Origin of the sequence: Rhodobacter sp. Har01 (assembly GCF_020564565.1) — a bacterium.
GTDB lineage: Bacteria > Pseudomonadota > Alphaproteobacteria > Rhodobacterales > Rhodobacteraceae > Pseudogemmobacter.
On record NZ_JAJCTD010000002.1, the window covers coordinates 51,393 to 67,077 of the forward strand.

14 protein-coding genes are annotated in these 15,685 nt (G+C 69.1%); 4 read left to right on the top strand and 10 right to left on the bottom strand.

The genetic code is table 11. The features are described from left to right. The first annotated feature begins 170 nt into the window (after nt 1-170). Genes LHP98_RS06060 through LHP98_RS06070 form a run of 3 tightly spaced genes read left to right on the top strand, consistent with a single transcriptional unit; the run spans nt 171 to nt 1,551 of the window. Nucleotides 171-557 carry a GFA family protein gene (locus LHP98_RS06060; RefSeq protein ID WP_227251629.1) on the top strand — a complete coding sequence of 129 codons (387 nt, stop codon included), beginning with the start codon at nt 171-173 and terminating at the stop codon, nt 555-557. Next, nucleotides 554-1,033 carry a GNAT family N-acetyltransferase gene (locus LHP98_RS06065; protein WP_227251630.1) on the top strand — a complete coding sequence of 160 codons (480 nt, stop codon included), beginning with the start codon at nt 554-556 and terminating at the stop codon, nt 1,031-1,033. Before LHP98_RS06060 ends, LHP98_RS06065 begins: the two co-directional genes overlap by 4 nt. After that, nucleotides 1,018-1,551 carry an NADPH-dependent FMN reductase gene (locus LHP98_RS06070; RefSeq protein WP_227251631.1) on the top strand — a complete coding sequence of 178 codons (534 nt, stop codon included), beginning with the start codon at nt 1,018-1,020 and terminating at the stop codon, nt 1,549-1,551. The genes LHP98_RS06065 and LHP98_RS06070 overlap by 16 nt, the downstream gene beginning before the upstream one ends. Here the strand turns inward: LHP98_RS06070 and LHP98_RS06075 are convergent. From LHP98_RS06075 to LHP98_RS06095, 5 genes are all read right to left on the bottom strand, one after another. Continuing rightward, nucleotides 1,548-3,989 (bottom strand): GcvT family protein, encoded by a 2,442-nt coding sequence (locus LHP98_RS06075; protein WP_227251632.1) that lies wholly within the window; start codon nt 3,987-3,989, stop codon nt 1,548-1,550. The two genes, LHP98_RS06070 and LHP98_RS06075, sit on opposite strands and share 4 nt — an antisense overlap. Continuing rightward, entirely contained in the window at nt 3,982-4,860 is an 879-nt protein-coding gene (locus LHP98_RS06080) for a choline/ethanolamine kinase family protein (protein WP_227251633.1), read from the bottom strand. The genes LHP98_RS06075 and LHP98_RS06080 overlap by 8 nt, the downstream gene beginning before the upstream one ends. Beyond that, nucleotides 4,857-6,818 (bottom strand): ABC transporter permease, encoded by a 1,962-nt coding sequence (locus LHP98_RS06085; protein WP_227251634.1) that lies wholly within the window; start codon nt 6,816-6,818, stop codon nt 4,857-4,859. The genes LHP98_RS06080 and LHP98_RS06085 overlap by 4 nt, the downstream gene beginning before the upstream one ends. Next, on the bottom strand, nt 6,815-7,825 hold the full coding sequence (locus LHP98_RS06090; RefSeq protein WP_227251635.1) for a quaternary amine ABC transporter ATP-binding protein: 1,011 nt from the start codon (nt 7,823-7,825) through the stop codon (nt 6,815-6,817). The genes LHP98_RS06085 and LHP98_RS06090 overlap by 4 nt, the downstream gene beginning before the upstream one ends. A gap of 69 nt (nt 7,826-7,894) precedes the next feature. Further along, nucleotides 7,895-8,827 (bottom strand): ABC transporter substrate-binding protein, encoded by a 933-nt coding sequence (locus tag LHP98_RS06095; RefSeq protein WP_227251636.1) that lies wholly within the window; start codon nt 8,825-8,827, stop codon nt 7,895-7,897. 190 nt (nt 8,828-9,017) lie between these two features. Here LHP98_RS06095 and LHP98_RS06100 point away from each other — a divergent pair, with 190 nt between their 5' ends. After that, the gene (locus LHP98_RS06100) at nt 9,018-9,779 is read left to right on the top strand and encodes a DeoR/GlpR family DNA-binding transcription regulator (RefSeq protein ID WP_227251637.1); all 762 of its coding nucleotides are present in this window, start codon (nt 9,018-9,020) and stop codon (nt 9,777-9,779) included. Between the two features lie 17 nt (nt 9,780-9,796). Here the strand turns inward: LHP98_RS06100 and LHP98_RS06105 are convergent, their stop codons facing one another. From LHP98_RS06105 to LHP98_RS06125, 5 genes are all read right to left on the bottom strand, one after another. Continuing rightward, on the bottom strand, nt 9,797-11,425 hold the full coding sequence (locus LHP98_RS06105) for an FMN-binding glutamate synthase family protein (RefSeq protein WP_227251638.1): 1,629 nt from the start codon (nt 11,423-11,425) through the stop codon (nt 9,797-9,799). A 64-nt stretch (nt 11,426-11,489) separates the two neighbouring features. Beyond that, nucleotides 11,490-12,143, bottom strand: a complete 654-nt coding sequence (locus LHP98_RS06110; RefSeq protein ID WP_227251639.1) for an RluA family pseudouridine synthase — start codon at nt 12,141-12,143, stop codon at nt 11,490-11,492. Further along, nucleotides 12,140-13,036 (bottom strand): homocysteine S-methyltransferase family protein, encoded by an 897-nt coding sequence (locus tag LHP98_RS06115; protein WP_227251640.1) that lies wholly within the window; start codon nt 13,034-13,036, stop codon nt 12,140-12,142. The genes LHP98_RS06110 and LHP98_RS06115 overlap by 4 nt, the downstream gene beginning before the upstream one ends. A 78-nt stretch (nt 13,037-13,114) precedes the next feature. Further along, nucleotides 13,115-14,359: an NnrS family protein gene (locus LHP98_RS06120; protein ID WP_227251641.1), complete on the bottom strand. Its 1,245-nt coding sequence runs from the start codon at nt 14,357-14,359 to the stop codon at nt 13,115-13,117. Nucleotides 14,360-14,453: 94 nt separating this feature from the next. Continuing rightward, complete coding sequence (locus LHP98_RS06125) at nt 14,454-15,578, bottom strand: aminotransferase class V-fold PLP-dependent enzyme (protein ID WP_227251642.1); 1,125 nt, start codon at nt 15,576-15,578, stop codon at nt 14,454-14,456. Between the last annotated feature and the right edge of the window lie 107 nt (nt 15,579-15,685).

Genomic DNA, 15,685 nt, shown 5'->3' on the forward strand with positions numbered 1-15,685 from the left:
ACTCGCATGGTCCCCATCGTCGGGGAATCCGGCCCCAAGTCAACCACCCCGGCCCTATCCATGGCGGCTTTCCTCTCCTTATCCCCAACATCTTGCGACACCCGCCGGGCTGCATCACCTGTTGCGCCAAAGCCGAATCCGTCGTCCCATGGCCGCACAGGAGGCCCGCCATGACACCCCCCTTCACCGGCCGCTGCCTTTGCGGCGGCGTCACTTACCGCTGTACCGCCGCGCCCCTGTGGTCGGCGCACTGCCATTGCGAGTCGTGCCGGCGTGCCACCGCCTCGGCCTTCACCAGCTTCTTCGGCATTACCGACGGCCAATGGTCCTGGACCGGCGCGCCCCCTGCGACCTACGCCAGCAGCCCCGGGGTCTGGCGCGACTTCTGCCCGACCTGCGGCACCCAGATGGCCTACCGCAGCAGTCGCTATCCCGGCGAATGCCATTTCTACGCCGCCACGCTGGATGACCCCAGGGCCTACAGCCCGCAATACCACGTCCACACCAATGAGATGCTGCCCTGGCTGCACCTGTCCGACGGGCTGCCCCGGAAATGACGCCCTATCAATGCCTTGAGCCGTTCGACTGGGCCGCCCTGCTGGGCCTCATCCAGTCCGAGTTCGCCGGGATGGAGGGCCGCATCGACCCGCCCTCCTCGGTCCACAGGCTGACGGCCGGGTCGCTTGCGGACCCCGGCATCGAGGTCTGGGCCATCGGCCACCCGCCCCTTGCCTGCGTGGTCCTGACCCCAAAGGACCACGCGTTGTATCTGGGCAAGCTGGCCGTCGCGCGCAGCCACCGCAGCCGGGGCCTTGCCCGGGCCCTGATCGACCTGGCCGAGACCCGCGCCCGTGCGCTGGGGTTGCCCGCGCTGGAATTGCAGACGCGCGTGGAACTTTTCGAAAACCACTGCGTTTTCAAGGCGCTCGGCTTTGCCGAAACCGGCTGCACCGCGCACCCGGGCTATGCCCGCCCGACCTCGATCACCTTCCGCCGCCCCGTCAGGACAGACCCGCCATGCTCACTCTCCTAGGCATTCCCGGCGCCCTGCGTGCCGGTTCGACCAACCGCCTGCTGCTGGCCGAAGCCCGCCAGGCCTTCGGGCCGGCGACGCAGACCGAGGCCAACCTGCGGCTGCCGCTCTATGACGGAGACCTTGAGGCCGCCGATGGAATTCCCAAGGCCGTTCAAACCCTTGCCGACCAGATCGCGGCGGCGGATGCGGTGGTGATCGCCTGCCCGGAATACAACAAGGCCCCGCCCGGCGTGGTGAAGAACGCGCTCGACTGGGTCAGCCGCACCAAGGGCGCGCCCTGGAAAGACAAGCCGGTCGCCCTGGTCTCGGCCGCCGATGGCCGCGGCGGCGGCGACCGTTCGCAGTTTGCCCTGCGGCTGATGTTGACGCCGTTCCATCCGCACCTGCTGACCGGCCCCGAGGTGCTGGTGGCCGACAGTTCCAACGCCTTCGACGCAGATGGCCGCCTGAAGGACGACCGCTACCGCAAGGCCCTGGCCGAGCTGATGCAGGCCCTGCGCGCCGCCGCCGGCTAGGCCTTCACCCGCAGCCCCTTGGGGTCATACAAGGGCTCCAGGTGCACCTGCGCCGGCACCCGTTCGCTGGCCACCTCAAGCTCGTAAGTGCCTGACAGGACGAAATCTTCCGTCACCCCCCCGGCCTGCCGCACATAGCCCATTCCGATGGATCTCCCCACCGTATGCCCGAACCCGCCAGACGACAGCCAGCCCACCCGCTGCCCGTCGCGGTAGATCGTCTCGCGGCCCAGCAGCACCACCTCGGGCGCGGCGGTGAAGGTCGCCAGACGCTTCTTCACCCCGCCCGCCAGTTGCGCCGCCACCGCCTCGCGCCCGATGAAGTCGACGTTCGATTTCATCTTGCAGGCCCAGGCCAGCCCCGCCTCGACCGGCGTATGGTCCGGCCCGATGTCGGCGCCCCAGGCGCGGTAGCCCTTCTCCAGCCGCAGCGTCTCGATCACCCTGTAGCCCGCGTTCACCAGCCCCAGGCCGCGCCCGGCCTGCATCAGCGCCTCGTAGACCGTCACCGCCACCTCGGTCGGCATGTGCAGTTCCCAGCCCAACTCGCCGACATAGGTCACCCGCAAGGCCAGCACCGGGCAGCCGGCGACCGAGATCGCCTTCGCCGTGCCGAAGGGGAACCGGTCGTTCGACAGATCGTCCGGGCAGACCCGGCCCAGGATTTCCCGCGCCTCCGGCCCCATCAGCGACAGCGCCGCGAACCCCGAGGTCACGTCCAGAAGCTGGCAATCCCCGCGCAAATGCCTGGAAATCCAGTCGAAATCATGCGTGGCAAAGCCGGTGCCGGTGACGATGTAGAACTCGTCCGCCGCCCGGCGCACCACGGTCAGGTCGCATTCGATGCCGCCCCTGGCATTCAGCATCTGGGTATAGGTCAGGCTTCCCACAGCCCGGTCGACGTTCCCCGCCGCGATGCGGTTCAGGTCGCGTGCCGCCCCCGGCCCCTTCAGCACGAACTTGGCGAACGAGGTCTGGTCGATCAGCACCGCCGCCTCGCGGCACCCCTGGTGCTCGCGCCGCGCCGCGCCCCACCAGCCCGGCCGCTGATAGGAGTATCGGTCCACCGGCTCTTCTCCCGCGGCGAGGTCGGCAAACCAGTTCGGCCGCTCCCAGCCCAGCTTTTCGCCGAAACAGGCCCCGGCGGCCTGCAGGTGGGCGTAAAGCGGGCTGCGCCGGGTCGGCCGGCAGGACCGCATTTCCTCGGACGGCCAGGCGATGGTGTAGTGCTTGCCATAGGCTTCCATCGTGCGGCTGCGCACCCAGTCCACCGACCGATGCACCCCGCCGAAACGGCGAATGTCCACCGGCCACAAATCGAAGGCCGGCTCGCCCTTGGCCACCCATTCCGCCAGCGCCATCCCGGCGCCGCCACCCGCGGCGATGCCAAAGGCATTGAACCCCGCGCCGACATAGAAATTCCGCAGCTCCGGCGCCTCGCCGAGAATGAAGTTGCCGTCCGGCGTGAAACTCTCCGGGCCGTTCAAGAGCTGCTTCACCCCCGCCCCCGCCAAAGCGGGCACCCGCGCGATGGCGTTCTCCATGAACTGCTCGTAGTGGTCCCAGTCCGGCGTCAGCGTCTCGAAGTGGAACCCCTCGGGAATGCCCTCTGCCGCCCAGGGCTTGGGGTTCGGCTCGTAGCCGCCCCAGACCAGACCGCCCACCTCTTCCTTCCAGTAGGTCAGCCGGTCGGGGTCGCGCAAAGTGGGCAGCTTCGGTGTCACCCCTTCGATCCGCTCGGTGATCATGTATTGATGCTCGACGCTGACCAGCGGCACGTTCACCCCCACGGTCGCAGCAAGGGTCCGTGTCCATTGCCCGGCGCAGACCACGACCTTTTCGCAAGCGATGGTTCCGAAAGGCGTTTCCACCCCACGGATGCGGCCGTCCTCGACGATCACCCTCATCACCGGCGTGTCTTCGAAGATCTTGACCCCCGCCATCCGCGCCCCGCGCGCCAGGCTTTGGGTGATGTCCGAGGGGTTCGCCTGCCCGTCCGTCGGCAGGTAGGCCGCACCGACCACATCGTCGATGGTCATCAGGGGCCACAGATCCTGCGCCTCGCGCGGCGTCAGCAGGTGCATTTCCAGCCCGAAGCTGTGCGCCGTGGTGGCCTGCCGCTTGACCTCGGTCCAGCGTTCGGCGTTGCAGGCTAGCCGCAGACCGCCGTTCATCTTCCAGCCGGTCTGCAGGCCGGTCTCCTGTTCCAGCGTGCGGTACAGCGCCACCGAATGGCCCAGCAGCTGGGTGATGTTGGCCGAGGTGCGCAACTGCCCCACCAGGCCCGCGGCGTGGAAGGTGGTGCCGGAGGTCAGCTTCTTGCGTTCCAGCAGCACCGTGTCGGTCCAGCCCAGCTTGCCCAGGTGATAGGCGACCGAGCAGCCGACGATGCCCCCGCCGATGACCACGGCCTTGGCAGTGGAGGGAAGTTCAGCCATGGGAATCCTCGAAGGCGGCCAGCGCCGCATGGTAGGTGTCCAGGTTGGTGGCCGTATAGGCCGCGAAATCGAAGTCGAGTTCCGAGTGAATCTCGGAAACCATGCTCCACATGGTCTCGCGCAGCGCCGCCCCGGCCTTCATCGCCCGATAGGCCCGCCAGAGGGCGGCATCCGGGTCGCGGCCGAAATGGGTGGCCAGCATCCAGGCCTCGTCGTCGGGCGTCAGGCCGTTGTTGGCGGCCAGGCCGCCCAGGTCGAAGAGGGGCGAGTTGAAGCCGGCATAGTCCCAGTCGATCAGCCACAGCCTCTGGCCGTCGTGCAGGAAATTCGCCGGAAGCAGGTCGTTGTGCCCGAAGACCAGTTCGATCGGCCCAACCGCAGCCTCGAGACGGGCGGCTTCGTCCAAGAGGCCCGGGATCAAGGCCAGATGCCGCGACCCGCCGTCGCGCAGCGTGCCGGCATAGTCGCGCAGGACGTGGAACACCCAGAACATCAGCGCCGGGCCGCGGAGGAACCGGGGGATGTCGCGATGCGCCCGCCCCACCAGCGCCAGCGCCTCGGCCAGCATCGGCCGCTGGCGCAAGTCTTCGGCGGCCAGTGTCCGCCCCTCGACAAAGTCGATCACCAGTGCGCCCGGTTCATGGTGCAGCACCGCCGGAGAGACCCCGGCCGCAAAGGCCGCCTTCGACGCCGCCAACTCGTTGAACCGCAGGATCTGGTGCACCGGAATGTCGTCGCCGATCCGCACCACGGCCCGCCGCGCGCCATCCTGCACCACGAAGTTGCGGTTGGTGATGCCGCCGCCCAGGGGTTCGATCCGCACCCGCCCGGTCCAGCACGACAGCCCGCGCACCTTGTCTTCCGGCGTCATGTCCCGCCCTCCAGCCGCGCCTTTGCGTCCTTTGCGGCCGCCCCGATCAGCCGGTCGGCCAGGATGGCGATGGCCGCCACCGACAGCCCCGCCACCAGCCCGCGCCCGACATCGGCCTTGGTCAGCGCGATATAGACCTCTTGTCCCAGGTCGCGCGTACCCACCAAGGCGGTGATCACCAGCATCGATAGCGCCAGCAGGATGGTCTGGTTCAGGCCCAAGAGGATCATCGGCACCGCCATCGGCAGCCGCACCTTGCGCAGGATCTGCCAGCGCGTCGCCCCGCTGACCACCCCCGCCTCGACCAGCTCTTCCGGCACCGAACGCAACCCGTGCGCGGTGTATTTCACCGCCGGGACCAGTGCGAACAGCACCACCGCGATCATCGCGCTGAAGTCGCCGACCCGGAACAGCATGACGACCGGGATCAGATAGACAAAGCTGGGCAGCGTCTGCAGCGTGTCCACCACGGTGCCGATCACCTTGCCCGCGCGCTCGCTTGAGGCCGCAAGGATGCCCAGCGGCACCCCCAGCGCCATGGCGATGGCGACCGACACGCCGCAGAGATAGAGCGTGATCATCGCCTGTTCCCACAGCCCTGTTGCCGCCAGGAACAGCCCCAGGGCCACAGCCAACGCCGCCAGCCGCAGGCCCCCCAGCCGCCAGCCGGCCAGCGTCGCGACGCCCACCACCAGCGGCCAGGGCAGCGCCAGCAGGAACCCCTTAACCGGCAGCATCACATGCTCCAGCACCCAGACCCGCAGCGCTTCCAGCTGCTCGTAGTATTTGACGTTGATCCACTCCATCAGATCGGCCCAGAACGGCTTGGTGGTGACCGTCCAATCCTTCGGCCAGTCCTGCACCGCCGGCACCAACAGCCCCAGCACCCCGGACGCCAGGATCACCGCCAGGACCAGAACCGTCCGCGGATGCCGCCTGGGCCAGGAACCCTCGGCGGCCCGCACCCCCCCGGCCTTCGCGGCCAGAGCCTGACCCAGCCGGTCCAGCACGATGGCCAGCGCGGTGATCGCCAGCCCCGATTCGATGCCGCCGCCGATGTCCAGCCGCCGCAGGCTTGCCAGCACATCCGCGCCCAGACCGCCGGCGCCGATCATCGAGGCGATGATGACCATGTTCAGGCTCAGCATGATGACTTGGTTCACCCCCACCATCAGGTCTGGCAGGGCGACGGGCAGCATCACCTTGCGCATCCGCTGGGTCTGGGTGCAGCCCGCCATGTCGGCGAAATCGACAATCTCCGAGGGCACGGCGCGCAAGGCGACCAGCGTCACCCGCACCATCGGCGGCATCGCATAGATCACCGTCGCCAGCAGTGCTGAAACGGGGCCGAAACCGAACAGCACCAGCACCGGCACCAGATAGGCAAAGGTCGGTACGGTCTGCATCAGGTCCAGCACCGGCGACAGCACCCGCTCGACCCAGCGCCAGCGCCAGGCCGCGATGCCAAGGCCCAGCCCCCCGGCAACCCCCAAAGGCACCGCGATGGCAATCGAGGCCAGCGTGACCATGGCGCTGTCCCACTGATCGAAGACCGCCAGATACAGCATCAGCGCCCCGGCCAGCAGCCCCAGCGCCAGGTCCTTGGCGTAATGCCCCAGCGCCACCGCCGCCACGGTCACCGCGACCCAGCTCAGCGGTGGCACCAGCACCGTCGCCTTGCGTCCCTTGCCTTCGGTGATGCCGTCCACCAGCAGCACCCGCGCCGCGTCATAGGGCGCCTCGATCACTGCCGCGATGCCGCGCGTGAGGTCCTTGAAGGTGACCGGCCCGATCGCCGCCGTGTCGGTCAGCCAGGCCATCCCGGCAGTGATCCAGCCCGCCATCGGCAGATGCATCGCCTGCGGAGGCCATAGCCAGCCCGCGGGCAGCCTGGCCCACAGCGCGAGGGCCAGCGCCGCGGCGGCCAGCGCCGCCCATATGGCCGGCCACAACCTCATGTCCCGCGCCCGATCAGCACGTCGATCACCGCCTGCGGTGTGACATGGCCGATCACCGCCCCCTCGCGTTCCACCGCGAAGGGCCGTCCGGCGGTCACCACCTGCTCGGCCACCGTTTCCACCCGCGCCTCGGCCGGCAGGGTGCCCGCCACCCCCGCGGGCACGCCCTTTGTGGCGATCCGGCCCAGGGTGATGACCTTGGCCCGGCTGACATGCGCAGTGAAGGCGCGGACGTAATCGTCGGCCGGGGCCAGCACCAGTTCCTCGGGGCTGGCGACCTGGACCAGGGCGCCGTCCTTCATGATGGCGATGTGGTCGGCCAGGCGGATGGCCTCGTCAAAGTCATGGGTGATGAAGACGATGGTCTTTTTCAACTGCTTCTGGATGCGCAGGAATTCCTCCTGCATCTCGCGCCGGATCAGCGGGTCCAGCGCCGAAAACGGCTCGTCGAGGAACCACAGGTCCGGTTCCACCGCCAGGCTGCGGGCAATGCCCACCCGCTGCTGCTGGCCGCCCGACAGCTGGCGCGGGAAATGCCCCTCACGGCCCTGCAGGCCCACCAGCCCGATCACCTCGCGCGCCCGCGCCTCGCGGGCCGCCCGCGCCAGACCCTGAACCTCCAGCGGAAAGGCCACGTTCTCCAGCACCGTCAGATGCGGCAGCAGGGCGAAGTGCTGGAACACCATCCCCATGTGGTGCCGGCGGATCTCGATCATCCGCGCCGGAGACGCCTTCAGCAGATCCTCGCCGTCATACAGGATCTCGCCGCCGGTCGGTTCCACCAGCCGCGACAGGCAGCGCACCAGGGTCGATTTGCCCGACCCCGACAGCCCCATGATGACGAAGATCTCGCCTTCCCCCACCGCAAGGCTGACATCCCGCACCGCGCCGACATGGCCCGAGGCGCGGATCGCCTCAAGCGTGGGCGCGTTTCCCAACAGGCGTTCGGGATGCGGGCCGTAAATCTTCCACACATGGCGGCAGGCCAGTTTGACAGGGCGGGTCATCGCGGTTCCGGGCAGGGGAAAGGCAGGGCGGCCGCGACGGGCCGCCCCGCTGGTCCGGTCAGCACAAGGTTACTGGGCGATCCAGGCCGACCAGGTGGCCTGGTTTCCATCCATCCATTCGTTGACCACGTCCTCGATCGGCTGGCCGTCGAGATCGACCTTGGCGATCATCGCCCCCATGGCGTCGTTGTCGATGGTGAAGGCGCGGATCGCCTTGTCGGCGCCCGGCCACTTCTCCGCCAGGCCGGCCCAGCCCACCTTCCAGATCGGCCCGGAAGGCTTGCCGCAGTCATGCGTGGCGTTCGGGTTGCCGCCCCAGGCCGGATCGGTGTAGCAGGCGGCCTCATAGGCCGGGAACTCGACCCACTCGCCCTCATACTTCTGCGGTGCCCAGTGCGGCGCATAGACCCACAGCAGGATCGGGTCCTTGCGCTGATAGGCCGATTCCAGTTCGGCGAACATCGCCGCATCGGTGCCGGCGTGGATCACCTCATAGTTCAGGCCCAGGCCGGCAATGCGTTCCTCGTCGAAACCGCCCCAGGTGACCGGCCCGCCCAGATAGCGGCCCTTCTCGCCGGTCTCGGCGGTGGCGAAGACCGCGGCGCAATCGTTCAGCGCGGTCCAGTCCGGCAGGCCCGGGCACTGTTCCTTGACGTAGGACGGATACCACCATTCTTCCTTGGCCAGCATTCCGGTCTCACCCAGGTTGACGACACCGCCCTTGCCGATGGCGGCATCCATCGCCTCGCGGCCCGTCGTCTCCCAGATCTCCATGGCAACGTGCAGATCGCCCGTCTCAAGGCCCGCGAACTGCGCCAGATAGTCGGCCTGCACCAGTTCGACGTTGTAGCCCGCCTCCTCCAGCACCGCGGCCATGATCTGGGTGGTGATCAGCTGGCCGGTCCAGTCGTGCAGCGTCAGCTTGATCGGGTCTTCGCTTTTCACTTCCGCAAGGGCCATGCCACCGCTGAGCACCAGCGCTGCGGCCGTCGCAAGGGTCATCCGTTTCATCCGTGATCCTCTCCTGTTGTCATGCCTTTCGCCGCCGGTTGGCCCCGGTCGTCCGCACCGCCAAGGCTGCGGCCGAATCCCCGCGCCTGTCAAACCCAATGTTGAATCCTGTGGATTCGTGTTGGATTTTCGTGGATATTCACAGCAAAAAGCCGCAGAACCCAACGGAGCCACAAAGCCAATGCTCTCCGGTCCCCGCGAACGCGCAATCCTTGAGCGGCTTGAGGAAACCGGCACCGCCCGGGTCGAGGATCTGGCCGGCGCCCTGGGGGTCACCGGCGAAACCATCCGCCGCGCGCTGAAACGGCTGGAAGCCGCAGGCCGCATCGCCCGCGTCCACGGCGGCGCGCATCTCAAGGACTGGGGCCCCGAGCCGACCTTCGCCCAGCGGATGCAGGTGAACCCCGGCGCCAAGCGCCGCATTGCCGAGGCGGTGGCGCGGATGCTGCCCGACGGGGCGTCGGTGTTTCTCGACGTGGGGTCGACCACGGCCTATGTCGCCCAGGCCCTGCGGGCGCGGCGCGAGTTGCTTGTGGTGACCAATTCCCTGCCCGTCGCGCAGGCCCTGGCCGGGGTGAACGGCAACCGCGTCTTCATGGCCGGGGGCGAGCTTCGCGCCCATGACGGCGGCGCCTTCGGGGCCGAGGCGCTGGACTTCCTGCGCCAGTTCCGGGTGGGCCACGCGATCCTGTCGGTGGCCGCGGTGAACGCCGAGGGTGGATTCCTGCTGCAAGACCTGCGCGAGGCCGAGTTCAGCCGTGCCATGATCGCCCGGGCCGAGACGGTGATTGTCGCCGCCGATGCCGCCAAGTTCGGCCATAGCGCGCCCATCGCGGTGGCCCCGCCGCAGGCCTTTCACCATCTGGTCACCGAGGCCGCGCCGACGGACTCTCTTGCCGCCATGCTGGCCGCGGCCGGGGTCAGGGTGACCGTCGCGGCATAGCCCCGGACCAGCCGCCCCTACGCCACCCGTGCGAAGCTGTCGGCGCGTGACCGTGCCCAGGCCTCGGCGAACCGCGGAGATGAGCCCGGGTCGGCCAACAACTGCCCGGTCTGCAATTGCTCATACAAGGCGTCGAAAGACAGCACCCGGTCGGCATCGGTGCGGCGCAGAAAGTGGTGCGGCCGCAGCTCGGACGGGTGCGACAGCCCCGCCGCGGCCACCAGTTCGGCCAGCGCATGCAGCGTGTTGCGATGAAAGTTCGCCACCCGGTCGGCCTTGTCAGGCACCACGATGCCGCGTTGGCGCAGCGGGTCTTGCGTGGCCACGCCGGTGGGGCATTCGCCGGTATGGCAGGCCTGCGCCTGGATGCAGCCCACCGCGAACATGAAGCCGCGCGCGGCGTTGCACCAGTCGGCCCCCAGCGCCAGCACCTTGGCCATGTCGAAGGCCGAGGTGATCTTGCCGCTGGCGCCGATCCGCACCCTGTCACGCAGGCCCACCCCCACCAGGGCGTTGTGCACGAAGGTCAGCCCGTCGCGCAGCGGCATGCCGATGTGGTCCATGAATTCCAGCGGGGCCGCACCGGTGCCGCCTTCCTTGCCGTCGACCACGATGAAATCGGGGGTGATCCCGGTTTCCACCATGGCCTTGCAGATGGCCATGAATTCCCACGGGTGGCCGATGCACAGCTTGAACCCGGCCGGCTTGCCGCCCGACAGATCGCGCATCCGGGCGACGAACTCCAGCAGCCCGATCGGGGTGGAGAAACCCGCATGGCTGGCCGGCGAGACGCAGTCCTGCCCGATCGGCACGCCGCGGATGCGGGCGATCTCGGCGGTCACCTTCGCGGCCGGCAGCACGCCGCCATGCCCCGGCTTCGCCCCTTGCGACAGCTTCAACTCGACCATGCGGATTTGCGGGTCCGCCGCGGCCTCGGCGAACAGGCCGGCATCGAACCCGCCATCCGCCGCCCGCGCGCCGAAGTAGCCCGAGCCGAGTTCCCAGACCAGATCGCCCCCCGCCTCACGGTGCCAGGGCGACACGCCGCCTTCGCCGGTGTCGTGGTAGAACCCGCCCGCCTTGGCGCCGCGGTTCAGCGCCCGGATCGCATTGGCCGACAGCGCGCCATAGCTCATCGCCGAGATGTTCAGCAGGCTGGCCGCATAGGGCAGCCGCGTGCCCGCCCCGACCATGACTCGCATCGCCTCATGCCCCACCGGCGGGCGCGGAGTGATGGAATGGTGCAGCCATTCGTATTGCTCCTGATAGACGTCGAACTGGGTGCCGAAGGGGCGCTTGTCCAACTCCTTCTTGGCACGCTGATAGACGATGGCCCGCTTGTCGCGCGGGAAGGGGGCGCCGTCCTTGTCGCCTTCGAAGAAATACTGCCGCATCTCGGGGCGGATCGATTCCAGCAGGAACCGCAGGTGCGCGGCAACGGGATAGTTGCGCAAGACCGCGTGGCGGGTCTGGGTCAGGTCGTAGACCCCCAGCGCCGTCACCCCGGCTGCGGCCAGTGCGACCGGCCAAAGCATCCAATCGGCGCCCAGGTGCAGCACCAGCGCCGCAAAGGCGGCCAGCGCCAGCAGCGCCGGGCCGGTGACAAGGGCGTAACGCAGCGAGAAGGCGGCACGAAGCACGGACATGGGGGGCCTTTGGTCAGGACGCCGCCAGAGTTATGCACGGAAGTTGCATCCTGGTTAACGGATTTCAGAAAGGCACCGGGGCGACAAAGCTGACCCGGTCTTTCGTGGCCGGATGGTGCAGCGCCAGGGTCTCGGCGTGCAGCATCAACCGCGGGAAATCGCGAGCCGGGCCAGTCGCATAGATCGGATCGCCCAGGATCGGGTGGCCCAAGGCCAGCATGTGCACCCGCAACTGATGGCTGCGCCCGGTGTGCGGGGTCAGCCGGACCCGGGTTTCGCCAGGGCTTCGGCCGATCACCTGCCAGTCGGTCTGCGCCGGGCGGCCATGCTCAGGGCTGACCATCTGCCGCGGCCGGTTCGGCCAGTCGGCGCAAAGCGGCAGGTCGATCCGGCCGCTTTCCCCGTCAATCTTGCCCCAGACCCGGGCGACATAGGTCTTTTGCGCCCGACGCTGCTCGAATTCCTGCCCCAGAAAGCCCTGCGCGGCCTTGGTGCGGGCAAAGATCATCACCCCCGAAGTGTCGCAATCCAGCCGGTGCACCAAGAGCGCATCCCACCGCGCCGCCTGCAGCCGCGACAGCAGACAATCCTCGCGCCCGGCCAGCTTGCCCGGCACCGAAAGCAGACCCGCCGGCTTGTCCAGCACCAGGATGTGCCGATCCTCGAAAAGGATTTTCAGAGGCGCGTCCGGCGGCGCGTAGACGAAATCCGGGATCATGCGATCTGGTGGCCGGCGTCGCGCAGGCGCCCGGCCAGATGGCGGATGTGGGGAGGCCCCACCTCGCAGCAGCCGCCAACCAGGGTGGCGCCCATGTCGACCCAGGCCATGACGAAATCGGCATAGCGCTCGGGCGTCAGGTCATGGCGCGCGCAATAGGCCGGCGGGGCCTGATTGTCCGGCAGCGGCAGGCCGGTGATCTCGGAAAACCCGTTGGCATAGGCGCCGAAGGGCAGACCCAGCCCCCCCAGCACCGACAGCGCCGGGGCCATCGCCTCGGGCATGGAACAATTCGCCAGAACCGCCGCCGTAGGCGCCTCGGCGATCACATCGGCCAGCCCGGCCACCGGCTCTCCGGACCGCAGGCGCGTGCCGTCGCGATCATCGACCGAGACCGACAGCCAGACCGGCCGCCCCGCCGCCTGCGCGCCCCGCAATGCGCCGCGGGCAAGGTCGAGCGAGGAGATCGTCTCGATCAGGATCACGTCGACATGCGCCGCCATCAGCCGGGCCTTTTCGGCGTAAAGCGCGGTCGAGACTTCGACCGGGGGCGTCAGGTCGGGCCGGTAGCTTTCGCCCAAGGGGCCCATCGAACCGGCGATGATCCCGCGTCCGGCCCGCGCACGCGCCTCATGCGCCTCGGCCAGCGCGCGCAGGTGCAGCGCGTGATATAGCGCGTCCAAACCGTCGCGCTGCAGCCGGTCGTGCAGGATGTTGTAGGTGTTCGTCGTGGCAACACTTGCGCCCGCGTCGAAGTAATCGTCGTGGATCGCCTTCACCAGACCCGGATGGTCAATCATCACCCGGGTCGCCCAAAGCGGCCCCGGATCGCGCGTCGCCCGCGCCACCAGTTCCTGGCCCATGCCGCCATCCAGAAGCGTGATCACCGCCATCGTGGCCTCCCATCCCTTCGCGGCAAGTAGCGCCGCGCGGGCGGCAAGATCAAGAGCGGTGATCCGGTCGCCCTTTGGCTATGCCCTGGTCCCTTCGCGCCGCATCCGGCCCAGCGCCTCGGTCGGCTGGCGTTCGACCGGGGCACGCGGCAGGCGCGGGCCCAGGAAGGCCGCCAGCAGGGTGGCCAGGGTCAGGCCATAGGCCGTCAGCCACAGCGCACCCGCAGCCAGCCCCGTCGGGTAATAAACCTCGGGCCAGGTCGACCCGGCAAAGCGCGCCAGCGCGGCCAGCGGCAGCAGGGCATAGGCCAGAGCCAGCGCAGGCGGCGCCACCAGCGGCCGGCCGGTATGGCCCAGCGTGGCCCGGCTGAGGATCGACAGCGTCATCCCGCCGATGCCGCCAATGCCGATCAGATGCAGCGCGGCAATTTCCGAACCGATGTTCAGATACGCCAGCCCCAGCGCGATCAGGCCCGCCGCACCCATCAGGCTGGCCAGATGCAGCGTCCAGAGGATGGGCCGCGTCACCGTCCACAGGCCCTGCCACAGCGCCAGCCGGACCAGCCCCGCCGCGCCCGCCGCCAGTGCCAGCGTGCCGTTCAGCCCCGCCGGCAGCCCGGCCAGAACGGCGACCGGCAGCGCCAGCGCCGGGGCAATGGACAGCACCGCCAGCGCCGTGGGGTTGCGCGGGTGGCCGTGCTCGCGCCCCGCCTGAACCATGGCGTTGCGGGTAAAGCCGGGAACCACCCGGCCGCCGATGATGAAGATCAGCGCGGCATGGCCCAGAAGGCCCGCCCGCACCCCCAGACTGGCACCGTCCGGCATCAGGCCCAGCCAGTCCAGGTGGCAAAAGACGTTCCCGGTCCAGACCACGGCGATCACCGCCAGCAGGACCAGTTGTTGCGGCTTGGGCCGCAGCATCAGCAGCCGGCCCACCTTCCAGCCCAGGACCGGCAGATAGGACAGGTCGGCCAGCGCCACCAGGGGCGCCGGCAGGCTGCCCGAGGCCCAGACCGCCGCCCGGCCGGCCAGCCACAGCAGAAAGACCAGCAGGATGAACCGTTGCGCCGCCGCCTTGCTGCCCACCCATCCGGGCACTGCCGTCAGAAGAAAGCCGCCCAGCGTGGCCCCGGCATAGCCAAACACCATCTCATGCGCGTGCCACAGGGTCGGCAGCGCGGCGGTCGGCAACTCGACCAGCCCGCCCGCCGCCTGGGCGGCCAGCCAGACCTCCCAGACCGCCAGGGACACCAGCGCAAAGACGCAGGCCGCAAGAAAGAAGATGCGGAACCCTTCGGAGAATAGCCGTCTCACTGCGGTCATGCGGTAGAACCCTCGACACCGGGGCCTGCCGAATACGCCCGACCCGGGCGCACTGGCAAGGCCCGGCCCCCGGCCGCGATGCCGCAGACCCGGGCTAGCCTCGCAGCAGCCGCGCCAATGCGGCCTCAAGCCGCGCCACCCCGGCCTCGGTCGTCAGCACGCCGGGCGACAGGCGCAAGGTCTGGCTGCGGTGGTCGGCGCTGACGCCTTCGGCGCGCAGGCCGGCCACCACCTGTGCCGCCGGCACGGTCTCGGGCAGCCGCAGCATCACCGAGCCACCGCGCCTTTCCTCCTCGCGCGGGGTCAGCGTGGCCAGCCTCAGGGCATCGGCGATGTCGAACAGCCGCGCCGTCAGCCGCCGGTTCTGCGCCCGGATCGCCGCATGGTCCTGCCCCGCGTGCCAATCCAGGGCCGGCAACGAGGCGATGGCGGCCATGCACCCCGGCGTGCCGCTGTCGAACCGCCTCATGTCGGGCGCATAGGCAAACCGCGCGATGTCCCAGTTGAACGGGTTGTCCTGGCTGAACCAGCCAGCCACCTGCGGCGCGCAATGCGGCACCAGCCGCGGCGAGACATACAGCACCCCCGCCCCCGGCGTGCCGCACATCCACTTCAGGCTGGTGGACAGCGCGAAATCCACCTCGGGCGCCGTCACGTCGAACGGCAAGAGCCCCGCCCCCTGGGTGATGTCCACCCCCACCAGCGCCCCCATCCGCCGGCCATGCGCCACCGCGCGGGCCAGGTCGATCCGGGCCGAGGTGGTGGAACTGACCCAGGTCAGCAGTGCCAGACCGACATCGGGCGTCCAGGCATCCAGGAAATCCTCGTCCTCCACCCGTGCGGCCCCCTGCCGCAGCGGCACCGTCTTCAGCGTGAAGCCGAAGCGCGGCGCCAGCGCTTGCAGCAGAAAGTGGTTGGACGGAAAGCAATCCGCTGCCACCAGCAGGCTGCGGCCGCGCAGGTGGCCATCCGGCAACGCGGCCAGAATGGCATGCAGCCCGGCGGTCACGTTCTCGCAGGTCGTCACGCTGCCTGGCGCGGCGTTCAGGATACCCCGCCAGCGGTCGATGAACCTTTGCCGCCGCGGCAGCACCCAGCCCCATTGCGCATCGTCCGCCGTGCCCCAGGTCAGCGCGAACTCGGCCATCGCCGCCGCCAGGTCGCGCGCCTTTCCGGGATACATCCCGATCGAGTGATACAGGAAATAGGCGCCGTCCATGTCCGTCTCCCTGGCTGGCGTCTTGCTGCCACGCGCCCCTTGCCGCGGCAACAAGATCATTGCGGCCCGAGACTCTCAAGCTTGAAGCTCTTCCAGCCCAGTGGCAG